The 26047-nt window shown below is 62.1% G+C and carries 38 protein-coding genes; 1 reads left to right on the plus strand and 37 read right to left on the minus strand.

Annotation, left to right across the window (positions count from 1 at the left end; translation table 11 throughout):
• Positions 1-117: 117 nt before the first annotated feature.
• The gene (locus NKI32_RS16155) at positions 118-1158 is read right to left on the minus strand and encodes a glutamine synthetase beta-grasp domain-containing protein (RefSeq protein WP_023691256.1); all 1041 of its coding nucleotides are present in this window, start codon (positions 1156-1158) and stop codon (positions 118-120) included.
• 316 nt (positions 1159-1474) lie between these two features.
• Here NKI32_RS16155 and NKI32_RS16160 point away from each other — a divergent pair, with 316 nt between their 5' ends.
• A complete protein-coding gene (locus NKI32_RS16160) occupies positions 1475-1672 on the plus strand; it encodes a DUF2735 domain-containing protein (protein ID WP_023682589.1) in 198 nt (65 codons plus the stop codon).
• A gap of 94 nt (positions 1673-1766) precedes the next feature.
• Here NKI32_RS16160 and NKI32_RS16165 read toward each other — a convergent pair whose 3' ends face one another.
• The 36 genes from NKI32_RS16165 to NKI32_RS16340 form a co-directional block, all read right to left on the minus strand.
• On the minus strand, positions 1767-3653 hold the full coding sequence (locus tag NKI32_RS16165) for an MFS transporter (protein WP_023701772.1): 1887 nt from the start codon (positions 3651-3653) through the stop codon (positions 1767-1769).
• Positions 3654-3834: 181 nt separating this feature from the next.
• Complete coding sequence (locus NKI32_RS16170) at positions 3835-4626, minus strand: ATP12 family chaperone protein (RefSeq protein WP_353002993.1); 792 nt, start codon at positions 4624-4626, stop codon at positions 3835-3837.
• A gap of 11 nt (positions 4627-4637) precedes the next feature.
• Positions 4638-5495 (minus strand): DMT family transporter, encoded by an 858-nt coding sequence (locus NKI32_RS16175; RefSeq protein ID WP_081727411.1) that lies wholly within the window; start codon positions 5493-5495, stop codon positions 4638-4640.
• A gap of 62 nt (positions 5496-5557) precedes the next feature.
• Entirely contained in the window at positions 5558-6538 is a 981-nt protein-coding gene (locus NKI32_RS16180; protein ID WP_023672769.1) for an RluA family pseudouridine synthase, read from the minus strand.
• 132 nt (positions 6539-6670) lie between these two features.
• On the minus strand, positions 6671-7045 hold the full coding sequence (gene crcB / locus NKI32_RS16185) for a fluoride efflux transporter CrcB (protein WP_353002994.1): 375 nt from the start codon (positions 7043-7045) through the stop codon (positions 6671-6673).
• 46 nt (positions 7046-7091) lie between these two features.
• Entirely contained in the window at positions 7092-7922 is an 831-nt protein-coding gene (locus NKI32_RS16190) for an aspartyl/asparaginyl beta-hydroxylase domain-containing protein (RefSeq protein ID WP_023701775.1), read from the minus strand.
• A 183-nt stretch (positions 7923-8105) separates the two neighbouring features.
• Positions 8106-9416: a replication-associated recombination protein A gene (locus tag NKI32_RS16195; protein WP_023730668.1), complete on the minus strand. Its 1311-nt coding sequence runs from the start codon at positions 9414-9416 to the stop codon at positions 8106-8108.
• A gap of 47 nt (positions 9417-9463) precedes the next feature.
• Complete coding sequence (locus NKI32_RS16200) at positions 9464-10957, minus strand: DegQ family serine endoprotease (protein WP_023734056.1); 1494 nt, start codon at positions 10955-10957, stop codon at positions 9464-9466.
• Positions 10958-11154: 197 nt separating this feature from the next.
• A complete protein-coding gene (rplQ, locus tag NKI32_RS16205) occupies positions 11155-11586 on the minus strand; it encodes a 50S ribosomal protein L17 (RefSeq protein WP_023691248.1) in 432 nt (143 codons plus the stop codon).
• Positions 11587-11687: 101 nt separating this feature from the next.
• The gene (locus NKI32_RS16210; protein WP_023682599.1) at positions 11688-12698 is read right to left on the minus strand and encodes a DNA-directed RNA polymerase subunit alpha; all 1011 of its coding nucleotides are present in this window, start codon (positions 12696-12698) and stop codon (positions 11688-11690) included.
• A 102-nt stretch (positions 12699-12800) separates the two neighbouring features.
• The gene (rpsK, locus tag NKI32_RS16215) at positions 12801-13190 is read right to left on the minus strand and encodes a 30S ribosomal protein S11 (protein ID WP_006205444.1); all 390 of its coding nucleotides are present in this window, start codon (positions 13188-13190) and stop codon (positions 12801-12803) included.
• A 127-nt stretch (positions 13191-13317) separates the two neighbouring features.
• Positions 13318-13686 carry a 30S ribosomal protein S13 gene (gene rpsM, locus NKI32_RS16220; protein ID WP_006205445.1) on the minus strand — a complete coding sequence of 123 codons (369 nt, stop codon included), beginning with the start codon at positions 13684-13686 and terminating at the stop codon, positions 13318-13320.
• Positions 13687-13897: 211 nt separating this feature from the next.
• The gene (locus tag NKI32_RS16225; RefSeq protein ID WP_023701778.1) at positions 13898-14506 is read right to left on the minus strand and encodes an adenylate kinase; all 609 of its coding nucleotides are present in this window, start codon (positions 14504-14506) and stop codon (positions 13898-13900) included.
• The gene (gene secY / locus NKI32_RS16230) at positions 14503-15843 is read right to left on the minus strand and encodes a preprotein translocase subunit SecY (protein ID WP_023672761.1); all 1341 of its coding nucleotides are present in this window, start codon (positions 15841-15843) and stop codon (positions 14503-14505) included. The genes NKI32_RS16225 and secY overlap by 4 nt, the downstream gene beginning before the upstream one ends.
• A gap of 257 nt (positions 15844-16100) precedes the next feature.
• Entirely contained in the window at positions 16101-16571 is a 471-nt protein-coding gene (gene rplO, locus NKI32_RS16235; RefSeq protein WP_023672760.1) for a 50S ribosomal protein L15, read from the minus strand.
• A 22-nt stretch (positions 16572-16593) separates the two neighbouring features.
• Positions 16594-16791 carry a 50S ribosomal protein L30 gene (gene rpmD, locus NKI32_RS16240; protein WP_006205449.1) on the minus strand — a complete coding sequence of 66 codons (198 nt, stop codon included), beginning with the start codon at positions 16789-16791 and terminating at the stop codon, positions 16594-16596.
• Positions 16792-16815: 24 nt separating this feature from the next.
• Positions 16816-17379 carry a 30S ribosomal protein S5 gene (rpsE, locus tag NKI32_RS16245; protein ID WP_006333394.1) on the minus strand — a complete coding sequence of 188 codons (564 nt, stop codon included), beginning with the start codon at positions 17377-17379 and terminating at the stop codon, positions 16816-16818.
• A gap of 153 nt (positions 17380-17532) precedes the next feature.
• Positions 17533-17892, minus strand: a complete 360-nt coding sequence (gene rplR, locus NKI32_RS16250) for a 50S ribosomal protein L18 (RefSeq protein ID WP_023682602.1) — start codon at positions 17890-17892, stop codon at positions 17533-17535.
• A gap of 140 nt (positions 17893-18032) precedes the next feature.
• A complete protein-coding gene (gene rplF / locus NKI32_RS16255; protein WP_023682603.1) occupies positions 18033-18566 on the minus strand; it encodes a 50S ribosomal protein L6 in 534 nt (177 codons plus the stop codon).
• Between the two features lie 41 nt (positions 18567-18607).
• On the minus strand, positions 18608-19006 hold the full coding sequence (gene rpsH, locus NKI32_RS16260) for a 30S ribosomal protein S8 (protein ID WP_006205453.1): 399 nt from the start codon (positions 19004-19006) through the stop codon (positions 18608-18610).
• A 12-nt stretch (positions 19007-19018) separates the two neighbouring features.
• A complete protein-coding gene (rpsN, locus tag NKI32_RS16265) occupies positions 19019-19324 on the minus strand; it encodes a 30S ribosomal protein S14 (RefSeq protein WP_010909282.1) in 306 nt (101 codons plus the stop codon).
• Positions 19325-19351: 27 nt separating this feature from the next.
• Complete coding sequence (gene rplE, locus NKI32_RS16270) at positions 19352-19951, minus strand: 50S ribosomal protein L5 (RefSeq protein ID WP_023672755.1); 600 nt, start codon at positions 19949-19951, stop codon at positions 19352-19354.
• Positions 19944-20258 (minus strand): 50S ribosomal protein L24, encoded by a 315-nt coding sequence (gene rplX / locus NKI32_RS16275; protein WP_013531428.1) that lies wholly within the window; start codon positions 20256-20258, stop codon positions 19944-19946. The genes rplE and rplX overlap by 8 nt, the downstream gene beginning before the upstream one ends.
• A 12-nt stretch (positions 20259-20270) precedes the next feature.
• Entirely contained in the window at positions 20271-20639 is a 369-nt protein-coding gene (rplN, locus tag NKI32_RS16280; protein ID WP_006205457.1) for a 50S ribosomal protein L14, read from the minus strand.
• Positions 20640-20711: 72 nt separating this feature from the next.
• Complete coding sequence (gene rpsQ / locus NKI32_RS16285) at positions 20712-20951, minus strand: 30S ribosomal protein S17 (protein WP_010909280.1); 240 nt, start codon at positions 20949-20951, stop codon at positions 20712-20714.
• Positions 20952-20962: 11 nt separating this feature from the next.
• Positions 20963-21163, minus strand: a complete 201-nt coding sequence (rpmC, locus tag NKI32_RS16290; protein WP_006205459.1) for a 50S ribosomal protein L29 — start codon at positions 21161-21163, stop codon at positions 20963-20965.
• A gap of 13 nt (positions 21164-21176) precedes the next feature.
• Positions 21177-21590, minus strand: coding sequence for a 50S ribosomal protein L16 (gene rplP, locus NKI32_RS16295; RefSeq protein ID WP_006205460.1), 414 nt, complete (start codon positions 21588-21590; stop codon positions 21177-21179).
• Positions 21591-21616: 26 nt separating this feature from the next.
• Complete coding sequence (gene rpsC / locus NKI32_RS16300) at positions 21617-22342, minus strand: 30S ribosomal protein S3 (protein ID WP_023672753.1); 726 nt, start codon at positions 22340-22342, stop codon at positions 21617-21619.
• Positions 22342-22731, minus strand: a complete 390-nt coding sequence (rplV, locus tag NKI32_RS16305) for a 50S ribosomal protein L22 (RefSeq protein ID WP_006205462.1) — start codon at positions 22729-22731, stop codon at positions 22342-22344. The genes rpsC and rplV overlap by 1 nt, the downstream gene beginning before the upstream one ends.
• Before the next feature lie 2 nt (positions 22732-22733).
• Complete coding sequence (gene rpsS, locus NKI32_RS16310) at positions 22734-23012, minus strand: 30S ribosomal protein S19 (RefSeq protein WP_006205463.1); 279 nt, start codon at positions 23010-23012, stop codon at positions 22734-22736.
• A gap of 16 nt (positions 23013-23028) precedes the next feature.
• Positions 23029-23862 (minus strand): 50S ribosomal protein L2, encoded by an 834-nt coding sequence (rplB, locus tag NKI32_RS16315; protein WP_023706515.1) that lies wholly within the window; start codon positions 23860-23862, stop codon positions 23029-23031.
• Between the two features lie 23 nt (positions 23863-23885).
• Complete coding sequence (locus tag NKI32_RS16320; RefSeq protein ID WP_023672751.1) at positions 23886-24179, minus strand: 50S ribosomal protein L23; 294 nt, start codon at positions 24177-24179, stop codon at positions 23886-23888.
• Positions 24176-24796 carry a 50S ribosomal protein L4 gene (gene rplD, locus NKI32_RS16325; protein ID WP_023672750.1) on the minus strand — a complete coding sequence of 207 codons (621 nt, stop codon included), beginning with the start codon at positions 24794-24796 and terminating at the stop codon, positions 24176-24178. The genes NKI32_RS16320 and rplD overlap by 4 nt, the downstream gene beginning before the upstream one ends.
• Positions 24796-25524, minus strand: a complete 729-nt coding sequence (gene rplC, locus NKI32_RS16330; RefSeq protein ID WP_352511939.1) for a 50S ribosomal protein L3 — start codon at positions 25522-25524, stop codon at positions 24796-24798. The genes rplD and rplC overlap by 1 nt, the downstream gene beginning before the upstream one ends.
• A gap of 61 nt (positions 25525-25585) precedes the next feature.
• A complete protein-coding gene (rpsJ, locus tag NKI32_RS16335; protein WP_010909272.1) occupies positions 25586-25894 on the minus strand; it encodes a 30S ribosomal protein S10 in 309 nt (102 codons plus the stop codon).
• Positions 25895-25963: 69 nt separating this feature from the next.
• A partial coding sequence (locus NKI32_RS16340; RefSeq protein ID WP_455749504.1) for an EF-Tu C-terminal domain-related protein occupies positions 25964-26047 on the minus strand: 84 nt, incomplete at its 5' end.

Consider the following 26047-nt stretch of genomic DNA (forward strand, 5'->3'; position numbering starts at 1 on the left):
GGAAAAACCCCGGCGTCAGTTCAGACGCCGGGGTTTTTGTTTGACCAATAGCAGACCGTAGACGTGGTAGCAGCAGGCTACGGCGCAGGCTTACGAAGCCTGCGCCGCTATAGATGCTTAGGCGGCCGCCGAAACCTGGGCGCTGGTCGAAACCTCCGCGATGGTCTTCAGGATCTGCGAAGCGATCTGGTAGGGGTCGCCCTGCGAGTTCGGGCGGCGGTCTTCCAGGTAGCCCTTGTAGTCATTGTTGACGAAGGAATGCGGCACGCGGATCGAGGCGCCGCGGTCGGCGATGCCGTAGCTGAAGCGGTTCCACGGCGCGGTCTCATGCTTGCCGGTCAGGCGCTTGTCATTGTCCGGGCCGTAGACGGCGATGTGGTCCATCAGGTTCTTGTCGAATTGAGCCATCAGCGCTTCGAAATAGGCCTTGCCGCCGACTTCGCGCATATAGGCGGTCGAGAAGTTGGCGTGCATGCCCGAACCGTTCCAGTCGGTGTCGCCAAGCGGCTTGCAGTGATACTCGATGTCGATCTCGTATTTTTCGGTCAGGCGCTGCAAGAGATAACGGGCCATCCACATCTGGTCGGCGGCCTTCTTGGAGCCCTTGCCGAAAATCTGGAATTCCCACTGGCCCTTGGCCACTTCGGCGTTGATGCCTTCATGGTTGATGCCTGCTGCGAGGCAAAGGTCGAGATGCTCCTCGACGATCTGGCGCGCGATCGGGCCGACATTCGAATAGCCGACGCCGGTGTAGTACGGGCCCTGCGGCGCCGGATAGCCGCTCTCGGGGAAGCCGAGCGGACGGCCGTCCTTGTAGAAGAAATACTCCTGCTCGAAGCCGAACCAGGCGCCCTCGTCGTCGAGGATGGTGGCGCGCTTGTTGGACACATGCGGCGTCACGCCATCTGGCATCATCACTTCGCACATCACCAGCACGCCATTGCTGCGGGCCGGGTCCGGGAATACGGCGACCGGCTTCAGCACGCAGTCGGAGCTGTGGCCTTCGGCCTGCTGCGTCGAAGAACCGTCGAAGCCCCACAGCGGCAGCTGCTCGAGCGTCGGGAACTCGGCGAACTCCTTGATCTGGGTCTTGCCGCGAAGATTGGGGACCGGCGTGTAACCATCGAGCCAGATATACTCGAGCTTGTATTTCGTCATTCTAGAGCCTCTCATTGCTTGATCACCGAACCTGGATGACGCCGGCGCGCCGAGCCATCCAGCAGCCCAGCTGCCGGTCGATAAAATGCAAATCGTGTGCCACTTCAGTTGGTCAGGGTGCGGCAAAAATGCCCTTTCATCCCGCCGGTGATGGCAAGCCGCCTAAGCAATGCGCCCGGATCAATCAAAGGCAGAATTTGCTTAAATAACAGGCAAATGCCGATCTTTCTTTAGGCATCTTGCCTAAAAGGATTGCAGGACCTACCTTGATGGAAAGATGAATCGAAGAGCCTCTCCAGAAGAAAGGAGACCGACCATGGAAATCACCTCAGCCCGTCCGTCGGCCAAAATCCTGATGTTCCCGGTGGCAGCGCGTGCGGGTGCCTCAAATTTAGGCGTAAAGGCCAAGTTTGCGGCAGAGCTTGCTTCGCTGCGCGATCACCCGCTTGCCCATGGCGAGGCCTGGTATCATGAGGCCGCCATTGCGGAGGCCGAACAGCCTCGCAAGAGCTAGGCGTCTTCCGCGCTGATAGATCGAACAGGCCCACAAATCAAAAACCCGGCGCGATCGCTCGCGCCGGGTTTTTTGTTTGATACAGGGCCGTCGGCTACTGCTTGGTATGCAGGTCGGTGCCGAGCGTATCCCTGACGAAGATCATGCCGATGATCAGCGTCACCGCCGCGATCACCACCGGATACCAAAGGCCATAGTAGATATCGCCCTTGTAGGCGCTGAACGCGAACACGATCGCGGGCAGCAGCCCGCCGAACCAGCCATTGCCAATGTGATAGGGCAGTGACATGCCGCTGTAGCGGATGCGGGTCGGGAACATCTCGACCAGGATCGCCGCGATCGGCCCATAGACCATGGTCACGTAGAGGACCAGGATGAACAGGATGCCGATGACCTTGGCCCAGTTGACCTGTGCGGGGTCGGCAAACATCGCGAACGCGCCCGCTGCCGGAACGCTGTAGACGGTCACCTCGGTGGCGCCCGCGGCTTCGTCCTTGGTCAGCACCTTGTCCTTGATCGCCTGTTCGGTCGGGACCGCAGTCTTTTCGCCGGCGCGGATGGCTGCCGCGTCGAGCTTCAGTTCAGGATTGGCCGCGACAAAGGCGTCAAGCTTCTGGTCGGCAACCTTGGCGGCAGCACGCTTCAGCGGATAACCGCCACTCTGAAGCGCGAGGTTGATACCCTTCTTGAAGGCAGCGTCGCTGGCAGCCTTCTTGTCGCCCGCGGCCTTGGCATCATAAGACGCCACGGTTTCGCTGCCGATCATGACACTCGCCGGGGTCCCCGCCGCCGCCGTCGAGACGATGTCGTAAGGCACCGAGTTCTTGGCAAGGAAATCGGTCGCGATATCGCACGAACTCACCGGTACGCGTGTTCCGGTCGGATTGAACTGGAAGTTGCAGTCTCCCGGAGCCGCCGTCACCGTGGCGCGCGTGTTCTGCTGTGCGGTGGCGAGCGCCGGATTGGCGGCCCAGGTCAACGCCTTGAACAGCGGGAAGGTGGTGACGACCGCCAGCGCAAGGCCGGCCATGATGATCGGCTTGCGGCCGATCTTGTCGGACAGCCAGCCGAAGAAGACGAAGAAGCCCGTACCGAGTGCCAGCGCAATGGCGATCATGATGTTCACCGACTGCGCGTCGACCTTGAGCACATTGGCCAGGAAGAACAGTGCGTAGAACTGACCATTGTACCAGACCACGGCCTGACCGGCGGTGAGGCCGAACAGCGCCAGGATGGCGATCTTGGCGTTTTTCCACTGGCCGAAGGCTTCCGACAGCGGCGCCTTGGAACTCTTGCCCTCTTCCTTCATGCGCAGGAAGGTCGGCGATTCCGAAAGCGACAGCCGGATCCAGACCGAAATGCCGAGCAGGATGGCCGAGACCAGGAAAGGAATGCGCCATCCCCAGGCGTTGAAGGCGTCCTTGCTTACAGAATTCTGCACCAGCAGGATGACAATCAGCGACAGGAACAGGCCGAGCGTCGCCGTTGTCTGGATCCATGACGTGTAGAAGCCGCGCCGGTCATCCGGCGCATGTTCCGCGACATAGGTCGCGGCGCCGCCGTACTCACCGCCAAGCGCCAGGCCCTGCAGCATGCGCAGCGCGATCAACAGGATCGGCGCCAGAATGCCCAGTGTCTCTGAGCCCGGAAGCAGGCCGACAAGGAAAGTCGACAGACCCATGATCATGATGGTGACAAGGAATGTGTATTTGCGGCCGACGAGATCGCCGATGCGGCCGAACACCAGCGCGCCGAACGGGCGCACGATGAAGCCGGCGGCGAAGACCAGCAGCGTGAAGATGTAGCGGGTGCTTTCGGGAAACGAGTTGAAGAAGGTCAAGCCGATCGCGCCGGCCAACGCTCCGTAGAGATAGAAATCATACCATTCGAAAACCGCGCCCAGCGAGGAGGCGAAGATGACCTTCTTCTCCTCTCGTGTCATGCCGCGGCTGGCTCCGCCGGCGGTCGATGCCAATGCCATTGAACTGTCCTCCCGTGAAATCCCGTCTGTCCTCGAGGCTGGGCGTCATCGTCGGCGTTCCCTCTGAACGCGACTCGAACCAGCCATCGGCGTAAAAAATGACAGAAAGCGACCGCCGGAGGCAGACAGACCTTGGATTTATGACTTTGGTATTAGGTGCAGTGCGGCAAAAGGCCGAGGATCAGGTCTTCAGCGCGTCGAGCAGGCCGACGGCCGCCATCATGTCGCGTTTGCGGGCCGAGCGGCGTGCGACAGCCTCGGCGTCCTGGCCCCAGTGCTCGACCTGCCAGTCCTCGTCGACATGGCCGGCGGCCCAGGCCGCGTCGCCGTCGAGCGCGCCGTAATCGACCGCCAGCGCCAGCAGCGCCGACCCGGTCAGCGAAGTCATGACATGGATTGCAGCCAGCCGCAGCGGCTCGGCACGCTGGGCAAGATGGGCGCCGAGGACGGCGAGGCTTTCGCGCGGCTGCTCGACATGGATGATGCCCTCGGCGAGGTTGAACCGAGCCCCTAATGTCGCCCTCGCCCAGTCGATCACCGGATCCCAATGCTGGTTCTGCCGCTCGACCAGCCCCTGCGGCGCGTCGGCGCGGTAGCAGGTCAGATCGGACGAGGCGAAGCGCAAGACGTCCTCCAGCACCGCCTGCGGGTCGCTGGCGACGCCGTCGATGGCGGTGTTGACCAGACGCAGCACCGGCATCGTGACCGGGTCGATGGTCTCGCCCTGTGCAGCGAACTCATTGGCGACCAGGGCGGCGGCCTTTTCGGTCGGCAGCGCCAGCAGCGCCTTGCCCGGCGTGCGCACCGGCTTGCCATCGAGGTGGACGGCAAAACCGTCCTCCACAGCTGCGACCGACACGTCCTTGTAGAAGCGCTTCGGCAGGTGCGTCTTCATCTGGATCTGGGCGCGGCGGACCGGATCCGGATCGGACAGATGCTTTCCCGCTTCGAGGTCGTTGAGGATGTCACGCATGGTCGAACTTTCTATCCAGGTACCTGCTTGCGCGCCGGCCGGTTGACGATGATCAGGCCGACTGCGATCAGCCCAAGCGCCACAAAGATCCTGGTCGTTGGCGCCTCGCCAAGAATGATAGCGCCGCAGAGGACGCCGAACACCGGCGACAGGAAAGCGAAGCTCGACAGGCCCGATGCCGGATAGCGCCTGAGCAGCCAGAACCACAGCACATAGGTGAAGGCAACTATATAGAGCGACTGGAACAGCAGCGCCAATGTCGGCAAGGCACTGACCGCGCGGATCGGCGGGCCGGCGAAAGGCAGAACCAGGACACCGACAATGGCCGCACCGGCCAGCTGATAAAGCAGCAATTTCTCGGCACTGGTCTCGACCAGTTTCGAACGCTTGATGACGATACTGGTCGCCGCCCACAGGATGCCAGAGCCGAGGCTGAGCAGATCGCCCATCAAGGTCACGTCGGTGCCGCCGGCAATCCCGTCGGAAAACACCGCCACAAGGCCGCAGAAGGCAAGCACGAGCCCGCCAAGCTTGCGCGCGTTGATACGCTCACCGAGCAGGAAATGGCCGCCGATCAGGACCCAGAACGGCATGGTGTTGACCAGCAGTGTGTTGCGGGCAACGGTCGTGTATTCCAGCCCGATATAGAGGCACAGGAACTCGACGCCGAACAGCACGCCGACGATGATGCCGGCGACAAGCGACCCGTCGGCCTTAAACAGCCTGATGCCGCGCAGCCAGCACCAGCCGAGCACACAGAGCCCGCCAATGATCGAACGTGCGATCGAGACGAAAACCGGATCGAAGCCGGCATAGGAGATCTTGGCGGCGACGTAGTTCAGCCCCCAGGAAAAGGTCAGCCCGACCATGATGGAAGCAGCCGCCAGATCGACCGCATCGCGGCGATCCAATGCCGAGGCAACGGCCAATGTCAGTCCTCCGCGCTGGCGTCGTCGAAGCCGATCAGGTTCCAGCTCTGGCGCATATGCGGCGGCATCGGCGCGGTGACGTCGATGACGCCCTTGTCCGGGTGCGGAATGACGATGCGGCGCGCATGCAGATGCAGGCGGTTTTGAATGCCGCCCGGAAAGTCCCAGTTGGTGTCGGCCTCGAAATATTTGGGGTCGCCGAGGATCGGGCAGCCGATATAGGCGGCATGAACGCGCAGCTGGTGGGTGCGGCCAGTGTACGGCTCCATTTCCAGCCAGGTCATCGTCTGAGCCGCCTGCTCGATGATGCGATAGTAGGACACGGCGTGGTCGGCGCCCTTTTCGCCATGGGCTGCCACGCGCACGCGGTCGCCGTCCTCGGTCGGTTCCTTGATCAGCCAGGTCGAGATCTTGTCCTCGCGCTTGGGCGGGACACCTTTGACCAGCGCCCAATAGGTCTTCTTGGTCTCACGCGCCCTGAATGACTCGGAAAGCTTCATCGCTGCAAGCCTGGTGCGGGCAACCACCAGCACGCCCGATGTGTCGCGGTCGAGCCGGTGCACCAGGCGCGGCTTCTCGCCCTTCTGGCTGCGCCAGGCCTCCAGCATGTCGTCGACATTGCGGGTGACGCCCGAGCCGCCTTGCACCGCCAGGCCCGCCGGCTTGTTGAAGACGAAGACTTTTGGATCTTCGTGGATCAGCATCTTGGCCAGCACATCGGCGTCGCCCTGGTTGCGGATCGAGTAACCCGTAAGCGCACTCTCGCCCTTCTTGTCGACCTCGAGCGGCGGCACACGCACCACCTGGCCGGGCTCGACACGGCTGTCGGCCTTGACCCGGCCGCCATCGACGCGGATCTGGCCCGAGCGCAGCAACTTCTGCAGATGGCCAAAGCCGAGGCCGGGGAAATGGGTCTTGAACCAGCGATCGAGCCGCATGCCCGCCTCGCCGGCCTCCACCGTGATCTGTTCTACGCCTGCCATGATTTTCGCTTTATCCGTTTCAACGCGTGACCCCGAAAATCTACTCCGGCTTTCGGAAAGGATCATGCGCAAGATCAAAGTTTCTGCAGCGCGTCCAGGAGGATGCGCCGTGCTCTAGGCCGGGCAATAACACTATGAAACGGTTCTTGCGAGCCAAAGTCCCAGAAACAGGGCGATAATGGCGCCAACGACACTGGCAAGCGCATATCCCAACGCCGGCAGCGTCGCTCCGCGCTCCCATAGGGTCGCGAAATCGAGCGAAAAGGCGGAGAAGGTGGTGAAGCCGCCAAGGATGCCGGTGGCGACGAACAGCCGGAGCTCATTGGAATCGCCGCGCCGCATCAGCGCGGCGACGAACAGCCCCATAACAAAGGAGCCGAGGATGTTGATCGCCATTGTCCCCCAGGGGTAGTTGGGGCCGACGAGGCGCAAGACGCCGATGTTGGTCAGCTGGCGGATGCCGGCGCCGATGCCGCCGCCGACCACAACAAGAAGCAGATTGAACATGCCCGTTTACTGCCCGGCCAAGGCAGTGCGGTCAATCCCTAACGCCTCAGGTCGTCTCGACCTTCTTTGCCTTGCTCGAGCCGATCATCTTCCAGTTCTTGTAGAACATGGAATTGATGCGCTCGACGGTGACCGAAACGATGGCGAGAAGTCCGGCGATGAAGCCGGGGAACGGCGACGGGCGGATTATGTCCATGAACACGCAGTAGCGGCGTCCGTCATACTCGTTGACCGAGCGGTGCAGCAGCGTGTCGTCGAAAATATAGAGCGGGTTGTCGTGCCAGTAATTCCTGGCGCCGTTGCATTCGACGAAAACCTCTGCCTTCACCGGCAAGAGATTGTAGAGGATGCGCAGGCTGAGCCGAAGCGGTCCGAAATGCCAGGAAGTCGATTCCTTGCCTCTGAAGACAGACACGGCAATGGTCTTGATGTATTTGAAATCCTTGTTGAATTCCGCGACATTGTCGATCCGGTGCTTGCCGTACCACTGATAGACATACATGCCGCGACGACCGGTGCCGAAATTGGCGTCGATATCGGCGATGATCTCGTCCTTGCGCGCCTTGAAGACGTCAAGAACCTCGTTGACCTCGCGCTGATAATCGGCGGGAAACTGCTCCAGCTTCCACACGCCCGGGTTCCTGTAGCAAACGAGGTCCACCAGCAGATTGAAGGGCGACAGCAGCCAGGTGAAGATGCCATTGCCGAGGAAATAGCCGCGCAACAGCGACAGATCCTTGTTGGCGTTGCGCAGCACATCGATCAGGCCGCAGACGATCCAGATCGTGGTCAGGATCGGAATGAAATAGAATCCGAGCGCGAGCAGCGGGACAGCAATCACAGCCTGGCGAAGCATTTTGCGAAGGGATTTTGTCATTTTCTGTTCGCGCGGCGCGCTGTCCCCGTTCCGAATTATCGCCCGTCCTGGCAGCCTCCCGGCCGAGTCATGCGACGTGATAGGGCTTTTTGTCATGCGGTACAATCACACTGCTGTGACCGGCGGGGACAGAATTTCAGTTCATCGCGGGCAGGCCGAGTTCGTCCCGTTTGTCCCGCGCGCCTATTTTTCCCGCTCGCTGCGCAGCTTTGCCCAATAGTCCAGCCGTTTCTTGATATCGCGCTCGAAGCCGCGTTCGGGCGGATCGTAAAAGGTCTGCCGGCCCATCTTTTCGGGGAAATAGTCCTGGCCGGAAAAGGCATCGGGCTGGTCGTGATCGTAGCGGTAGCCGGCGCCGTAATCCTCCTCTTTCATCAGCTTGGTCGGCGCGTTGAGGATGTGCTTGGGCGGCAGCAGCGAACCGAACTCCTTCGCCGCCCGCGTGGCTGCCTTGAAGGCGGTATAGACGGCGTTGGATTTGGGCGCGGTGGCGAGATAGACGGTGGCCTCGGCGAAGGCCAGTTCGCCTTCGGGCGAGCCGAGGTAGTCGTATGCGTCCTTGGCGGCGTTGGCCACGACCAGCGCCTGCGGGTCGGCGAGCCCGATATCCTCCATCGCCATGCGCACCAGCCGGCGGCCGAGATAGAGCGGATCCTCGCCGGCGTCGAACATGCGGGCGAGATAGTAGAGCGCCGCGTCGGGATCGGACCCGCGCACCGATTTGTGCAGCGCCGAGATCAGATTGTAGTGGCCGTCCTGGCCCTTGTCGTAAATCGGCGCGCGGCGCTGGACGATGCGCTGCAACCCTTCGGGATCAAAAACCTCGCCGGGTTTGGCGGCGCGCCAGACTTCCTCGGCCAGCGTCAGCGAGGCCCGGCCGTCACCATCGCTCATGCGGATGAGCATCGCCCGCGCCTCTTCGTCGAGCGGCAGCGCCCTGCCCTCTGTCTCCTCCGCGCGCGTCATCAGCTTGGCGATGCTCTCCTCGCCCAGCGAGTGAAAGACCAGTACCCGCGCGCGCGACAAAAGCGCGGCGTTCAGCTCGAAGGACGGATTTTCGGTCGTGGCGCCAACCAGCACGACGGTGCCGTCCTCCATGACCGGGAGAAACGAATCCTGCTGGGCGCGGTTGAAGCGATGGATCTCGTCGACGAACAGCAGCGTCTGGCGGCCATTGGTGCGACGCAGCTTTGCCGCCTCGAACACTTTCTTCAAATCGGCAACGCCGGAAAACACCGCTGAGATCTGCTCGAAGGCAAGGCTGGTCTCGCCGGCCAGCAGCCGCGCCACGGTGGTCTTGCCGGTGCCGGGTGGCCCCCAGAAAATCATTGAGCCGAGCGAACCGGAGTTGATGAGCCGCGTCAGTGCGCCGTCGGGGCCGGTCAGATGCTCCTGGCCGACGACCTCGCCAAGGTTTTTCGGGCGCAGCCGATCGGCCAAAGGCCGGCCGGGCGGCGCTCTTTCCGGTTCATCGACGCTGAACAGATCGGCCATCTAGGTCTTCTGGTTGGAGCACGATCCTCAGAAATGGGAAGATCGCCTCAGTAACGCAACACCTGGCGCAGTATCTGCCCGCCGCGCTCGACGGTAAAGCGCCACCAGCGTGTATCCTGCTGGGCAAGCTGCGCCAGTGTCGCCGCCGTATCGACCGTCGTGCCGTTCACCTCGCGCACGATGTCGCCCGGCTGGAAGCCGAAATCGGCGGCCGGCGAATCGCGGTTGATGTCGACCACGGTGACCCCCTTGAGGTCGGTGCGCAGGCCGAGCCGCTGGGCGAGCCTGGGCGACAGTTCCGCGACCTTGGCGCCGGAGAACGGGCTGCGGCCATGCAGGGTCACTTCCGACGCCTTGGCGCCTTCCGGCGCGCGCTCCAGTGCAATCTCCATCGTCGCCTGCTGGCCCTTGCTCAGGATGGCGAAGGTCGCCTTGGTGCCGATCGACAGGGTCGCCATGCGGTAATCCAGCGCCTCGATGCCTTCGACCGTCGTGCCATTGAGCTGCAGCACGACATCGCCGGGCTTCAGCCCTGCCTTGGCCGCCGGTCCGGCTTCCTCAACCGACGACACCAGCGCGCCGGTCGGCTTATCCATGCCAAGCGATTCGGCGATCTGCGGTGTGACCGCTTCGAACTCGGCGCCTATATAAGGCCGCTCGAAAAAATCGAGCCCGGCCTTGGCCGCGTCGGCGAAGGCGCGCACCATGTTGGCCGGAATGGCAAAACCGATGCCGATCGAGCCGCCGCTGCGGCTGTAGATGGCGGTGTTGATGCCGACCAGCTGGCCGCCCATGTTGATCAGCGCGCCGCCGGAATTGCCGGGATTGATGGCGGCGTCGGTCTGGATGAAATAGCCCGAATCCGAAACGCCGATATGGCTGCGGGCAAGCGCCGAAACGATGCCGCTGGTGGTGGTCTGGCCGACGCCGAACGGATTGCCGATGGCCAGCACCAGGTCGCCGACCTCGAGGGCGTCGGAATCGCCGATGGCGATCACCGGAAACGGCTTGTCTGAGGTGATCTTGAGCACGGCGAGGTCAAGCGTCTCGTCCTTGAGCATGACCTTCGAGGTGAATTCGCGCCCGTCCGCGGTCGCGACCTTGACCTCGTCGGCATCCTTGATCACGTGGAAATTGGTGACGACGACGCCGCTCGGGTCGACCAACACGCCCGAGCCGAGCGAGGATTGCGCGCGCGGCTGTGCGCGGCCGAAGAATTCCTCGAAGAAAGGATCGCCGTCAAAGGGCGACGTGACCTTCGCCGTCTGCGAGGCATAGACATTGACCACGGCCGGCGCCGTCTGCTTGACCAGGGGGGCAAACGACAGCTGCACCTCTTCACGGCCGAACGGCACGCGCTTGTCGGGACCGGAGGTGCCGTTCTCGCCCTCGACGCCATGCAAGAGATCGGTCAGCACATCGGAGAGCCCCGGATCGGCTGGCTTGGCGGCGTCCTCGGCCAGAGCCTGCCTGACTGTCGGCGCGGCTGCGAACGCCATCATGGCGAAGAGCAGAACAAGAGACAGTCGGTTGGCGCGCATTCGCGAATCCTCCAAGGCAAGTTCGGGGGCATTGTCCCGACGATTGTGCAAAATGAAAGGCTAATGCACTGAAATGCGGCGATTGTCGTGCAAAAGCACTTGGCCGGCAGGCAAAAAAAGCCCGGCGAAGCATGCCCTTGCGACAATGCAAAAAGGGGCCCGAAGGCCCCTTGAAAGTCATTTGCGAAAACCGAGCCTTATGCGGCAGTGGCTTCCTCGTTGGCGCCTTCGGCTTCGAGGCGGGCGCGGTCGCCGGCGCCCTTGGCGTCGGTGTCGCGGTCGACGAACTCGATGACCGCCATGGCGGCATTGTCGCCGTGGCGGAAGCCCGCCTTCATGATGCGCAGATAGCCGCCGTTGCGGTCGGCGTAGCGCGGCGCAATCGTGTCGAACAAACGCTTGACGACGCCTTCATTGCCGATCTGGGCAATGACCTGGCGGCGCGCATGCAAGTCGCCGCGCTTGCCGAGCGTCACCAGCTTCTCGACGATTGGACGCAAATCCTTCGCCTTCGGCAGGGTGGTGACGATCTGCTCATGTTCGAGCAGCGACACGGCGAGGTTGGCGAACATCGACTTGCGATGGCTAATGCTTCGGGCGAAGCGGCGGCCTTTAAAACCGTGGCGCATGGCTCTTTTCCTTCAGTTGTTCAAGAGGCCACGGCCTCTGATGGTTTTCCGCATGACCGTCGGATCGAGCGGCCCACGCCGCCGATCCTTGGACTTCATGCTCAATATTGGTCTTCGTAACGCTTGGCGAGGTCTTCGATGTTTTCCGGCGGCCAGTCCGGCACTTCCATGCCGAGGTGCAGGCCCATCGCCGCGAGCACTTCTTTGATCTCGTTCAGCGACTTGCGGCCGAAGTTCGGGGTGCGCAGCATCTCGGCTTCGGTCTTCTGGATGAGATCGCCGATGTAGACGATGTTGTCGTTCTTCAGGCAGTTGGCCGAACGCACCGAAAGCTCGAGTTCGTCGACCTTCTTGAGCAGCGCCGGGTTGAAGGCAAGCTCGGTGACGGCCTCGGTGGCGACTTCCTTCTGCGGCTCGTCGAAATTGACGAACAGGCCAAGCTGGTCCTGCAGGATGCGGGCAGCGAATGCCACCGCGTCCTCGCCCGAGATCGAACCGTCGGTCTCGATGGTCATGGTCAGCTTGTCATAGTCGAGAACCTGGCCCTCGCGGGTATTTTCGACCTTGTAGGAGACCTTCTTGACCGGCGAATACAGGCTGTCGACCGGGATCAGGCCGATCGGCGCGTCTTCGGCGCGGTTGCGGTCGGCCGGCACGTAACCCTTGCCGGTGTCGACGGTGAATTCCATGCGGATTTCAGCGCCCTCGTCCAGCGTGCAGATGACGTGGTCGGGGTTGAGGATCTCGACGTCGCCAACCGTCTGGATGTCGCCAGCCAGAACCGCTCCCGGGCCCTGCTTGCGAACGACCATGCGCTTGGGGCCATCGCCTTCCATGCGGATGGCGATTTCCTTGATGTTGAGGACGATGTCGGTCACGTCCTCACGCACGCCGGCAATCGACGAGAATTCATGCAGAACGCCGTCGATCTGCACGGCGGTGACAGCCGCACCGCGCAGCGAAGACAAAAGCACGCGGCGCAGCGCGTTGCCGAGCGTCAGGCCGAAGCCACGCTCGAGCGGCTCGGCGACCAGCGTGGTCAGCGTCTTCTTCTTCGACGAGAACTCGATCTTGTTCGGCTTGATCAGTTCCTGCCAATTTTTCTGGATCATGATGCTTTCCTTCCGTTGACCCGCCACCATCCAATCGTGGCGGGCGACCTGGAGTGCCGTGGAGGAGCGCCTTGAGGCGCTCACGCGGCGTTCGGTAATGTCTTAGACGCGGCGCTTCTTGCGCGGGCGGCAGCCATTGTGCGGGATCGGCGTCACATCACGGATCGAGGTGATGGTGAAGCCGGCCGCCTGCAGGGCGCGAAGCGCCGATTCACGACCGGAGCCGGGTCCGCAGACCTCGACTTCGAGCATGCGCATGCCGTGTTCCTGGGCCTTCTTGGCGACGTCTTCGGCAGCCATCTGGGCGGCGAACGGGGTCGACTTGCGCGAACCCTTGAAGCCCTGGGCACCGGCCGACGACCAGGCAATGGAATTGCCCTGCGCGTCGGTGATGGTGATCATCGTGTTGTTGAAGGTCGAATTGACGTGGGCAACGCCCGACGAGATGTTCTTGCGTTCGCGACGGCGAACACGAGCGGCTTCCTTGGCCATGATAGTCCTTTCAGTTGATCTCTACACCGCCGTAATGCCAGCGGCTCCACCTTTGAAAGCGAGTAGTGAGCAGGGACCAGCGAATAGGGGACCCCTACTCGCTAATGGCTACTCGCTATTCGCTCACTTACTTCTTCTTGCCGGCGATCGACTTGGCCGGGCCCTTGCGGGTGCGTGCATTGGTGTGCGTGCGCTGACCGCGAACCGGCAGCGAACGGCGGTGACGCAGGCCGCGGTAGCAGCCGAGGTCCATGAGACGCTTGATGTTCATCGACACTTCGCGGCGCAGGTCGCCTTCGACCTGGTAGTCGCGGTCGATGGTCTCGCGGATCTGCAGCACTTCCGCGTCGGTCAGCTGGTTGACGCGCCGCTCGGCCGGGATGCCGACTTTGTCGACGATCTCCTGGGCGAACTTCTTGCCAATGCCGTGAATGTACTGAAGCGCAATGACGACGCGCTTGTTGGTCGGAATGTTGACGCCGGCTATACGAGCCATATTCTTCTCTTCTCCATGTGGGACCGGCCGGCCTTCAAAACAAGGCATGCGCGGCGCTGTTCAAATTACCCCGCGTCCGGTGGAGGCCGGCCCTTGCGGGAGTTCCCTGGTTTCAATGCGGCTGCCTTGCCCTTGCGGACAAGCAAGCCTCATGCCTGATAGGAAGACGGGCCGCCATAACCCAGCGAACCGTTCCGGTCAAGCGCAATCTTTACTTTACCGTAACGGTCTCCCGCGTCACCGCCGCGAGCAGCGCTTCAATCTCCGCCGTCACGGTGTCGACAGGAGCCATGCCGTCGACACTCCTAAGCGAGCGTTTGGCGTAATAATAGCCGATCAGCGGCGCCGTCTTCTTGTAATATTCCCGCAGGCGCTCTTCGAACACCACCGGATTGTCGTCCTTGCGCACCGGCTGTCCGGCGGCCTTGGCATCGTCGGCGCGCTTGACGATGCGGCCGACCAGCGCTTTGTCGTCGACGACGAACTCGATCACGGCATCGAGGCCAATGCCGCGCTCGGCGAGCATCGATTCAACCGCATCAGCCTGCACCAGCGTGCGCGGATATCCGTCGAGGATGAAACCGTTGGTGCAATCGGGCTGATCGATGCGCTCGGCCACGATGGCGTTGACGATTGCGTCGGAAACCAGCTCGCCGGCATCCATCACCGCCTTGGCGCGCTTGCCGACTTCGGTGCCGGCCTGCACGGCCGCCCGCAGCATGTCGCCCGTCGACAGCTGCGGTATGCCGTATTTTTCTACCAGTCTCTGTGCTTGCGTCCCCTTGCCCGCTCCTGGCGGCCCAAGCAATATCAATCTCATCTGGCCTTCTTCCCCCCGCGCAGCTTCGACTTCTTGATCAGGCCCTCATACTGGTGCGCGATCAGGTGACCCTGGATCTGCGCCACCGTATCGAGGGTTACACTGACCACGATCAGAAGCGATGTGCCACCGAGGTAGAATGGTACGCCAGTCGCCGAAATCAGGAACTCGGGCAGCAGGCACACCAGCACCAGATAGATGGCGCCGACGACGGTGATGCGCGTCAGGACATAGTCGATGTAATCGGCGGTGCGCTCACCCGGACGGTAGCCCGGAATGAAGCCGGAATGCTTCTTGAGCTGGTCGGCGGTGTCCTTCGGATTGAACACGATGGCCGTGTAGAAGAAGGCGAAGAACACGATCATTGCCGCATAGAACAGCATGTAGAGCGGCTGGCCGTGGCCGAGCGAAGCGAGCACGGTGCTTGCCCAGGCCGGCAGGTTTGTCGTCTGCGAGAAGCCAGCGACCGTTGCCGGCAGCAAAAGCAGCGACGACGCGAAGATCGGCGGAATGACGCCCGACGTGTTGAGCTTCAGCGGCAGATGCGAGGTATCGCCCTGGAACATGCGGTTGCCGACCTGGCGCTTCGGATACTGGATCAGCAGGCGGCGCTGCGCGCGCTCGAAGAACACGATCAGCGCGATGACGATGATGGCCAGCACGATGATCGCGAGTATCAGCCCGGTCGATAGGGCGCCGGTGCGGCCGAGCTCCAGCGTGCCGGAGATGGCGCGCGGCAGGCCAGCGACGATGCCGGAGAAAATGATCAGCGAAATGCCGTTGCCGATGCCGCGGGCGGTGATCTGCTCGCCCAGCCACATCAGGAACATGGTGCCGCCAACCAGCGTGACGACGGTCGAGATGCGGAAGAACATGCCGGGATCGTTGACGATGCCGTTGCCGCCTTCCAGGCCCACTGAAATGCCGTAGGCCTGCACCAGCGCCAGGAGTACCGTGCCGTAGCGCGTGTACTGGTTGATGACCTTGCGGCCCTGCTCGCCTTCCTTTTTCAGCGCTTCCAGCGACGGAATGACCGAGGTCATCAGCTGCATGATGATGGAGGCTGAGATATAAGGCATGATGCCGAGCGCGAAGATCGCCATGCGCTGCACGGCGCCGCCGGCGAACATGTTGAACATGCCGAGCACGCCCTTGGCCTGCGAAGAGAAGGCCTGCGCGAATGCATCCGGATTGATGCCGGGCAGCGGGATATAGGTGCCGAGGCGATAGACGAGCAGCGCGCCGACGGTGAACCAGATTCGCTTCTTCAGGTCCTCCGCCTTGGCGAAAGCCGCAAAATTCAGATTCGAGGCTAGTTGTTCAGCAGCCGAAGCCATGCCTGATTCTCCGCTAGAGCATGATGCCGAAAAGTGTGAAGCGGTTTTCGGACAACGTCATGCGCTACTTCTTTGATTTGTATGTCACGCTCGATGCCCGCAGCTCAGGCGGCGCGTGGCACCGAAGCTCACGAGATAAGCTCCGGGCTCTAAACATGCAAGCGGCCGCGTTGACGCGGCCGCCTAATTGATCGGATCAAAGCGCAATCGTGAACAAAAACGGATACCGTTCCTGCCGACCGCGCTTCAAATTGCCGTTACTCCGCTGCCGCTTCCGGCAGCTTGACCGAACCGCCGGCCTTTTCGATCTTCTCGATCGCGGCCTTGGAGGCGCCGGCGACGTCGAAGGCAAGCTTTGCCTTGAGCTCGCCGTCCGAGAGGATGCGCACGCCGTCCTTGACGCGGCGGATGACGCCGGCGGCAACGAGTGCCTCGGCCGTCACGGTCGCCTTGGCGTCGAGCTTCTTGGCATCGAGCGCCGTCTGGATACGAGCCAGCGACACGACGACAAAGCTCTTGGCGAAGATGTTATTGAAGCCACGCTTCGGCAGGCGCCGATAGAGCGGCATCTGGCCGCCCTCGAAGCCGTTGATGGCAACGCCGGAGCGCGCCTTCTGGCCCTTGACGCCGCGACCGCCGGTCTTGCCCGAGCCGGAGCCGATGCCACGGCCGAGACGCTTCTTGGAGTGCGTCGCGCCGTCCTTGTCACGCAGATCGTTGAGTTTCATCTGGGTTCTCCTGCGCTTTTGCTCAGCCCTCGTCCACGACGCGGACGAGATGCTGGACGGCAGCGATCATGCCGCGCACCGAGGGAGTGTCCTCCAGCGTGCGCTGCTTGTGCATCTTGTTGAGGCCGAGGCCGACCAGCGTTGCGCGCTGTTCCTTCGGGCGGCGGATCGGCGAACCGATCTGCTCAACGGTGATGGTCTTGGTTGCTTTCTTGGCCATGGTCAAAATCCCTGGTCAGATCGACTATTCTTCAGCCGCAACGGCGGTGCCGCGGCGGGCCTGAAGGGTCGAATATTTGATGCCGCGCGCAGCAGCCACATCCTTGGGATGCATCTGGCTCTTCAGCGCGTCGAATGTGGCACGAACCATGTTGTAGGGGTTCGACGAACCCATCGACTTGGCGACCACGTCATGCATGCCGAGCGTCTCGAAGACAGCGCGCATCGGGCCGCCGGCGATGATGCCGGTACCCTGCTTGGCAGCGCGCAGCAGCACGCGTCCGGCGCCCCAGCGTCCTTCGACGTCGTGGTGCAGCGTGCGGCCCGAGCGCAGCGGCACGAAAATCATGTCGCGCTTGGCCGACTCGGTTGCCTTGCGGATCGCTTCCGGCACTTCGCGCGCCTTGCCGTGACCGAAGCCGACACGGCCCTTCTGGTCGCCGACGACGACGAGTGCTGCAAAACCGAAGCGACGGCCGCCCTTGACGACCTTGGCGACGCGGTTGATGTGGACGAGCTTGTCCACCATGCCGTCATCGCGTTCTTCACGATCGCGGCCGCGGCCGCCATCCCTACGTTCCTGTGCCATATCCTGTTCCTTGTTCTTTTCCGGAAGCACGGTTGCTGATAAGATCCGGTGCGCCTCTTTGGGTCACCGGGGGCGAATTATTTTTCCTTGCATGATCTTGACCGAAAAGTCTGCAACTTTTTGCTGCGCTGACCTTCGGTTCGGAACAGGCAATTAGAAGCTCAGACCGCCTTCACGGGCAGCCTCGGCCAGCGCCTTGACGCGGCCGTGATAGATGTAGGCGCCGCGGTCGAAGACGACTTCCTTGACGCCGGCCTTCGAAGCGCGCTCGGCGATCAGCTTGCCAACAGCGGCTGCTGCCTCGGTGTCGGCGCCGGTCTTGAGCGAACCCTTGAGGTCCTTCTCGAGTGTCGATGCAGCCGCGATGGTATGGCCCTTGGCGTCGTCGATGACCTGCACGTAGATGTTCTTCGACGTGCGGTGAACCGAGAGACGCGGACGTTCGCCGGCGACCTTCTTGATCTGGCGGCGGACGCGCTGCGCGCGGCGCTGGATGGATTCCTTGGTAGCCATGATAGTCTTCCTTGCCTTCAAAAAACGGGGGCCGCCATGTGCGGTAGGCGAAAGCGCCTCCCGCGACTGCTCCCCGCGGCGTTGCACTTCTTTGGCCTGGCCTTTTCCGAAGAGTCTGCAACTTTTCGGGGCCAGGCCTACTACTTCTTCTTGCCTTCCTTGCGGACGATCTTCTCGCCGGCATAGCGGACACCCTTGCCCTTGTAGGGCTCGGGACCGCGATACTCGCGGATCTCGGCTGCAACCTGGCCGACCTGCTGCTTGTCGATGCCGGTCACGGTGATTTCCGTCGGCTTCGGCACAGTGATCGTGATGCCGGCCGGCGTCTCGTAAACGACGTCGTGGCTGAAGCCAAGCGCCAGCTGCAGGTTCTTGCCCTGGAGTGCCGCGCGATAGCCGACGCCGGTAATCTCGAGCTTCTTCTCGAAACCGTCCTTGACGCCCTGCAGGATGTTGACGATCTGCGTGCGCGACATGCCCCACTTGGAGCGGGCGGTCTTGGTCTGGTCGCGCGGCTGGACAGCGATTTCGCTGCCTTCCATCTTGACCAGCACTTCGTCGTTCACCACGAACTTCAGCTCGCCCTTGGGGCCCTTCGCCGTCACGGTCTGGCCGTTGACGGTCGCGGTCACGCCCTGCGGCAGCGAAACGGGTTTCTTTCCAATACGAGACATTTGGTTGTCCTCGTCACTTCTCTTGTTTCAGGTCTGCCGAATTAGAAAATCTGGCAGAGGATTTCGCCGCCGACATTCTGTTCGCGTGCTTCGTGATCGGCCATCACGCCCTTCGGCGTCGAAAGGATGGCGATGCCGAGGCCGTTGGCGACGTGCGGGATCGACTTGGCCGAGACGTAAACGCGGCGGCCAGGCTTCGAGACGCGGGCGATTTCGCGCACGACCGGAGCACCGTCGAAATACTTCAGCTCGATTTCGATTTCGGACTTGCCGTTGTCGAAGTCGGTCTGGCTGTAGTCGCGGATATAGCCTTCAGCCTTCAGCACGTCGAGGACGCGGGTACGCAGGCGCGAGGCCGGCGTCGAAACGCTCGACTTCTTACGGCCATACGCGTTGCGGATGCGGGTCAGCATATCGCCGAGAGGATCGCTCAATGACATGTTATGTCCTCCTTACCAGCTCGACTTGACCAGGCCCGGGATCTGGCCGTTATTGCCGAGATCACGAAGCGCGATGCGCGATACTTTGAGCTTGCGATAATAGGCGCGCGGACGGCCGGTAACTTCGCAGCGGTTGCGGATGCGGATCTTGGCCGAGTTGCGCGGCAGGGCAGCAAGCTTCAGCTGAGCGCGGAAACGCTCTTCCATCGGCTTGGACTGGTCCATGATGATCGCCTTGAGCGCTGCGCGCTTGGGACCGTACTGGTCGGCAAGCTTGCGGCGCCTGTTGTTCTTCTCGACTGAGCTGGTCTTTGCCATTTCAGATTTTTCCTTTTCTCGCTGCCGTTACTGGCGGAAGGGGAAGTTGAAGGCCTTGAGCAACGCCCTGGCTTCGTCGTCCGTTTTCGCAGTCGTACAAACGATGACGTCCATGCCCCAGATCTGATCAACCTTGTCGTAGTTGATCTCCGGGAACACGATGTGTTCCTTGATGCCCATGGCGTAGTTGCCACGGCCATCGAAGCTCTTCGGATTCAGTCCGCGAAAGTCGCGGACGCGCGGCAGTGCGATGTTCACGAGACGGTCGAGGAACTCGTACATGCGTTCCTTGCGCAGCGTGACCTTGGCGCCGATCGGCATCTTCTCGCGGACCTTGAAGCCGGCGATCGAATTACGGGCGCGGGTGACGACGGCCTTCTGGCCGGCGATCATCGCCAGGTCTTCGGCCGCGATCGAAGGCTTCTTCGAATCCGCGGTCGCTTCGCCGACGCCCATGTTCAGCACGATCTTGTCGATGCGCGGAACCTGCATCTCGTTCTCGTAACCGAACTGCTCCTGCAGCGCCTTGCGGATGGTCTCGTTGTAGACCTGCTTGAGGCGCGGCGTGTTCTGGGCCTTGGACTGTTTGCTTTCAGCCTTGGGCTTCGTGGTTTGAGCCTTAGCCATTGATGACTTCTCCCGAGCGCTTGGCGACGCGCACCTTCTTGCCGTCCTTCTGGAAGATGAAGCCGACGCGGGTCGGCTTGCCATCCTTGGGGTCGGCCAGCGCGATGTTCGACAGCTGGATCGGCGCTTCCTTGGTGATGATCCCGCCCTCTTGGGACTGGGACTGCTTCTGGTGACGACGGATCATGTTGACGCCGCGCACCAGCGCGGTGTCTTCCTTCGGCTGAACCGAAAGGACTTCGCCCGAACGGCCCTTGTCCTTGCCGGCCAGCACGACGACCTTGTCGCCTTTTCTAATCTTTTGCATTGGTCCGGCTCCTTACAGCACTTCAGGCGCGAGCGAGATGATCTTCATGTGGTTCTTGGCGCGGAGTTCGCGCGGAACCGGTCCGAAGATACGCGTGCCGATCGGCTCTTTCTTGTTGTCGACGAGAACGGCCGCGTTCTTGTCGAAACGGATCACGCTGCCGTCCGGGCGGCGGATGTCCTTGGCCGTGCGAACCACGACCGCCTTCATCACATCGCCCTTCTTAACGCGGCCGCGCGGAATGGCTTCCTTGATCGACACCACGATGATGTCGCCTACGGAAGCGTATTTCCGCTTCGAGCCGCCCAGCACCTTGATGCACATGACACGACGGGCGCCGGAATTATCCGCGACGTCGAGGTTTGTTTGCATCTGAATCATGACTGGCCGCCTTCTTCTCTTCTAACGGGACGGGCTCAAAGCCCCTCCCCGGTCTGTCCAAAATTCGGTTTGTTACGCCTGGTCCGAAGACACGACGATCCAGCGCTTGTCCTTGGAAATCGGCTTCGATTCCTGGATGAACACCTGATCGCCGACCTTGTGGGCGTTGTTCTCGTCGTGCGCCTTGTACTTCTTGGTCATGCGCACGGTCTTCTTCATCACGGGATGCGTGAAGCGCCGTTCGACCTTGACGACTACCGTCTTCTCGTTCTTGTCGCTGACGACAGTGCCCTGCAGAATGCGCTTTGGCATGATTTTCGTCCTTAAGCCTTCTTGGCCGCGGACTTTTCCGCAGCGATGGTCTTGATACGCGCAATGTCCTTGCGAACCTGCCGCACGCGCGCGGTCTTCTCGAGCTGGCCGGTGGCCTTCTGGAAGCGCAGGTTGAACTGCTCCTTCTTCAGGCTGGCCAGATCGTCGGTCAGCTGGTCCTGGGTCTTGGTCCGGATGTCTTCGGCTTTCATGATCAGCCCGTCCTTATTCTGCGATGCGCTGTACGAAGCGCGTCCTGACCGAGAGCTTGGCCGCGCCGAGACGCAGCGCCTCACGGGCGGTTTCTTCGTTGACGCCGTCGATCTCGAACATGATGCGGCCCGGCTTTACGCGCGCCGCCCAGTAATCGACAGCGCCCTTGCCCTTGCCCATGCGCACTTCAGTCGGCTTCGACGTCACCGGCACATCAGGGAAAATACGGATCCACACGCGGCCGGCACGCTTCATCTCACGAGTGATCGCGCGGCGGGCCGCTTCGATCTCACGCGCGGTGACGCGGTTCGGCTCAAGCGCCTTCAGCCCGAAACCACCGAAATCCAGGTTGGTGCCGCCCTTTGCGGTACCATGGATACGGCCCTTGAACTGCTTGCGGAACTTTGTGCGCTTTGGCTGCAGCATCGTTCTAACTCCAAATTCCTAAATAATCAGGCGTTTTCGCGACGACGACCGCGTTCGCGATCACCACCACCGCCATGCGCAGCATCACCCTCGGTCGCGCGACGCTCCGAAGCCATCGGATCGTGCTCGAGGATTTCGCCCTTGAACACCCAGACCTTGACGCCGCAGATGCCGTAAGCCGTGTGCGCCTCGGCCGTGCCATAGTCGACATCGGCGCGCAGCGTATGCAGCGGCACGCGGCCCTCGCGGTACCATTCCATGCGCGCAATCTCGGCGCCGCCGAGACGGCCGGCGCAGTTGATGCGGATGCCTTCGGCGCCCAGGCGCATGGCCGACTGAACGGCGCGCTTCATGGCGCGGCGGAACGCGATACGACGCTCGAGCTGCTGGGCGATCGACTGGGCGACCAGGGTCGCGTCGATTTCCGGCTTGCGCACTTCAACGATGTTCAAGTGCGTCTCGGACTTCGTCATCTCCATCAGCTTCTTGCGAAGCTTCTCGATGTCGGCGCCCTTCTTGCCGATGATCAGGCCCGGGCGCGCCGCATGGATGGTGACGCGGCACTTCTTGTGCGGGCGCTCGATCACGACCTTCGAAATCGCAGCCTGCTTGAGTTCCTTTTCAAGATATTTGCGGATCTTGATGTCCTCATGCAGCAGCTTGCCGTACTCGCCGGTGTTCGCGAACCAGCGCGAATCCCAGGTGCGGTTGATGCCGAGGCGCAGACCGATCGGATTGACTTTCTGGCCCATTATGCGGCCTCCCCTTTTTCTTCGACTTCACGAACGACGATCGTGAGGTGCGAGAACGGCTTTTCGATACGGCTGGCGCGACCGCGGCCACGAGCATGGAACCGCTTCATGACGATCGACTTGCCGACATAGGCTTCCGCCACGATCAGCGCATCGACGTCGAGGTCGTGGTTGTTTTCCGCGTTGGCGATCGCCGATTCCAGCGTCTTCTTGACCGTGCCGGAAATCCGCTTGGCCGAGAATTCGAGATCGGAAAGCGCTGTCGCGACCTTCTTGCCGCGGATCAGCGCGGCAACCAGGTTCAGCTTCTGCGGGCTGATACGGATCGTGCGCAGAACGGCGCGCGCTTCGTTGTCAGCAAGCCTGCGCGGAGCTTTGGCCTTGCCCATGATTATTTCCTCTTCGCCTTCTTATCCGCGCCGTGACCGTAATAGGTCCGGGTCGGAGCGAATTCACCGAACTTGTGACCGACCATGTCCTCGTTCACCGAGACGGGAACATGCTTCTGGCCGTTGTAGACACCGAAGGTGAAGCCGACGAACTGCGGCAGGATGGTGGAGCGACGGCTCCACATCTTGATCACCTCATTGCGACCACCTTCACGAACCTTGTCCACCTTCTTGAGAAGGTAGCCGTCGATGAAGGGGCCTTTCCAAATAGAACGAGTCACTTGGCGTTACCTCTTCTTAGCTCTTGCGCTGATGGCGCGAGCGCAGGATGAACTTGTCGGTCGCCTTGTTGGACCGCGTCTTCTTGCCCTTGGTCGGCTTGCCCCACGGGCTGACCGGATGACGGCCACCGGAGGTGCGGCCTTCACCACCGCCATGCGGATGGTCGACCGGGTTCATGGTCACGCCGCGATTGTGCGGGCGCTTGCCGCGCCAGACCGTGCGGCCGGCCTTGCCGTCGTTGATGTTGCCGTGGTCGGGGTTCGACACGGCGCCGACGGTGGCCATGCAGGAGCCGTGAACGACCCGCTGCTCGCCCGAGTTGAGGCGCAGGATCGCCATGCCCTGGTCGCGACCGACCAGCTGTCCGTAGCCACCTGCCGAGCGGGCAACCTGGGCGCCCTTGCCCGGCTTCAGCTCGATGTTATGGACGATCGTGCCGACCGGCATCGAGGCCAGCGGCATCGCATTGCCTGGCTTCACGTCGACCGATTCACCGGCCACGATCTTGTCGCCGGCGGCAAGGCGCTGCGGAGCGATGATGTAGGACAGCTCGCCATCGTCATACTTGATCAGCGCGATGAAGGCGGTGCGGTTCGGATCGTATTCAATGCGCTCGACCGTGCCGACGACGTCGAACTTGCGGCGCTTGAAGTCGATGATGCGGTACGAACGCTTGTGACCGCCGCCGATGAAGCGGGCCGTGATGCGGCCGTGATTGTTGCGGCCGCCCGACTTGGTCAGGCCTTCGGTCAGGCCCTTGACGGGCTTGCCCTTGTAGAGGCCCGAGCGGTCGACGATGACCAGCTGGCGGGTGCTCGGCGTTACCGGGTTGAATTTTTTAAGTGCCATGTTTGTTGTCCTCGCGGCCTAGCTCAGAGACCCGTCGCGACGTCGATCGACTGGCCGTCGGCCAGTGTCACAATCGCCTTCTTGACGTCGCTCTGGCGGCCGATCGTGCCGCGGAAGCGCTTGATCTTGCCCTTGCGGACAAGCGTGTTCACGGCCGTAACCTTGACGCCAAACAGCGCTTCGACAGCGGCCTTGATTTCCGGCTTCGACGCCTTCTTGGCGACGTTGAAAACAACCTGGTTGTTCTCGGAAGCCATGGTCGACTTTTCGGTGATCGCCGGCGAGACGATCACGTCGTAATGACGGAGGTCGGTCATTTAAAGCGCTCCTCGAGAGCCTCGACGGCGGCCTTCGAAAGGACCAGCGTGCCGCGGCGCAGAATGTCGTAGACGTTGATGCCCTGGATGGGCAGCACGTCGATGTTCGGGATGTTGGTCGCCGCCAGCTTGAAGTTCTGGTCAAGCTCGGCACCGCCGATCACCAAGGCGTTGGTCAGGCCCAGCGTCGCGAAATTCGCGATCAGCGCCTTCGTCTTGGCCTCGGTCAGCTTCAGCTCGTCGATGATGATGATCGACGCGCTCTTGGCCTTGGCCGAGAGAGCATGCCGCAAGCCCAGAGCGCGCACCTTCTTCGGCAGATCGTGCTCGTGGCTGCGAACGACCGGGCCGTGGGCCTTGCCGCCGCCGCGGAACTGCGGAGCGCGTGCCGAATGGTGACGGGCGCGGCCCGTACCCTTCTGCTTGTACATCTTGGCGCCGGTGCGCGCGATTTCGGCGCGGCCCTTGGCCTTGTGCGTGCCCTGCTGGCGCTTGGCCAGCTGCCAGCGCACGACGCGCTGCAGGATGTCCTCGCGCGGATCAAGGCCGAAAATCTCCTCGGAGAGTTTCACCTTGCCGGCGTCCTTGCCGCCAAGCGTTGTGATCTTGAGATCCATTATTCTGCTCCCTCTGCGGCCGGAGCCTCGTTCTTGGCGCCATTCTCGGCGGCAACGGCGCGGATCGCGGCAGGCTTCGGCGCATTGGCCGGCAGTGCCACCTTGGCCGCATCGCGGACCAGGATCCAGGCGCCCTTCGATCCGGGAACCGCACCGCGGATCAGGATCAGGCCGCGATCGGCGTCGGTCGAAACGATCTCGACATTCTGTGTGGTAACGCGGGTGTCGCCCATGTGGCCAGCCATATGCTTGCCCTTGAACACTTTGCCCGGGTCCTGACGCTGGCCGGTCGAACCGTGCGTACGGTGCGAAACCGAGTTGCCGTGCGTCGCGCGGCCACCACCCATGTGGTGGCGCTTGATGACGCCCTGGAAACCCTTGCCGATTGTCGTCCCCGTCACATCGACCTTCTGGCCGGCGACGAAGTGCTCGACGGTGATCTCGGCGCCGACATCGATCATGTTGTCAGCGGAGACGCGGAACTCGGCGACCTTCGCCTTCGGCTCGACGGAAGCGGTCGCGAAATGGCCGCGCATCGCCTTCGACGTGTTCTTCACCTTGGCAAGGCCAACGCCGAGCTGGACGGCGGTATAGCCGTTCTTCTCCTGCGTGCGCTGAGCCACGACCTGGCAGTTCTCCATCTGAAGAACGGTGACGGGAACATGTTCCCCGGCATCATTATAGATGCGGGTCATTCCCACCTTCTTTGCAATCACACCTGAACGCATCGGTTCAATTCCTTTAGAGTTCCGGGCCAGGGGCACCGCCCCTTACCGCGCTCTCATTCCCTTAGAGCTTGATCTCGACGTCGACACCGGCGGCCAGATCGAGCTTCATCAAAGCATCGACCGTCTGCGGGGTCGGATCGACGATGTCGAGCAGACGCTTGTGCGTGCGCATCTCGAACTGCTCGCGGCTCTTCTTGTCGACGTGAGGCGACCGGTTGACCGTGAACTTTTCGATCCGCGTCGGCAGCGGAATGGGGCCGCGGACGTTTGCTCCGGTGCGCTTGGCCGTCGACACGATTTCTTTCGTCGAGGCGTCGAGCACGCGGTGATCAAACGCCTTCAGGCGGATGCGGATATTCTGTCCGTTCATGCGTCACTTCCTTGTTCTGGCGCGGCGCGGGCAAATCCTGCGCCCGCGACAGATCGGTTTAAGTCCAAATTACTCTTTGATGGTGACGACGATGCCGGCACCGACGGTGCGGCCGCCTTCACGGATGGCGAAGCGCAGCTTCTCTTCCATGGC

The organism is Mesorhizobium sp. M0761 (assembly GCF_040320205.1).
Classification (GTDB): domain Bacteria; phylum Pseudomonadota; class Alphaproteobacteria; order Rhizobiales; family Rhizobiaceae; genus Mesorhizobium.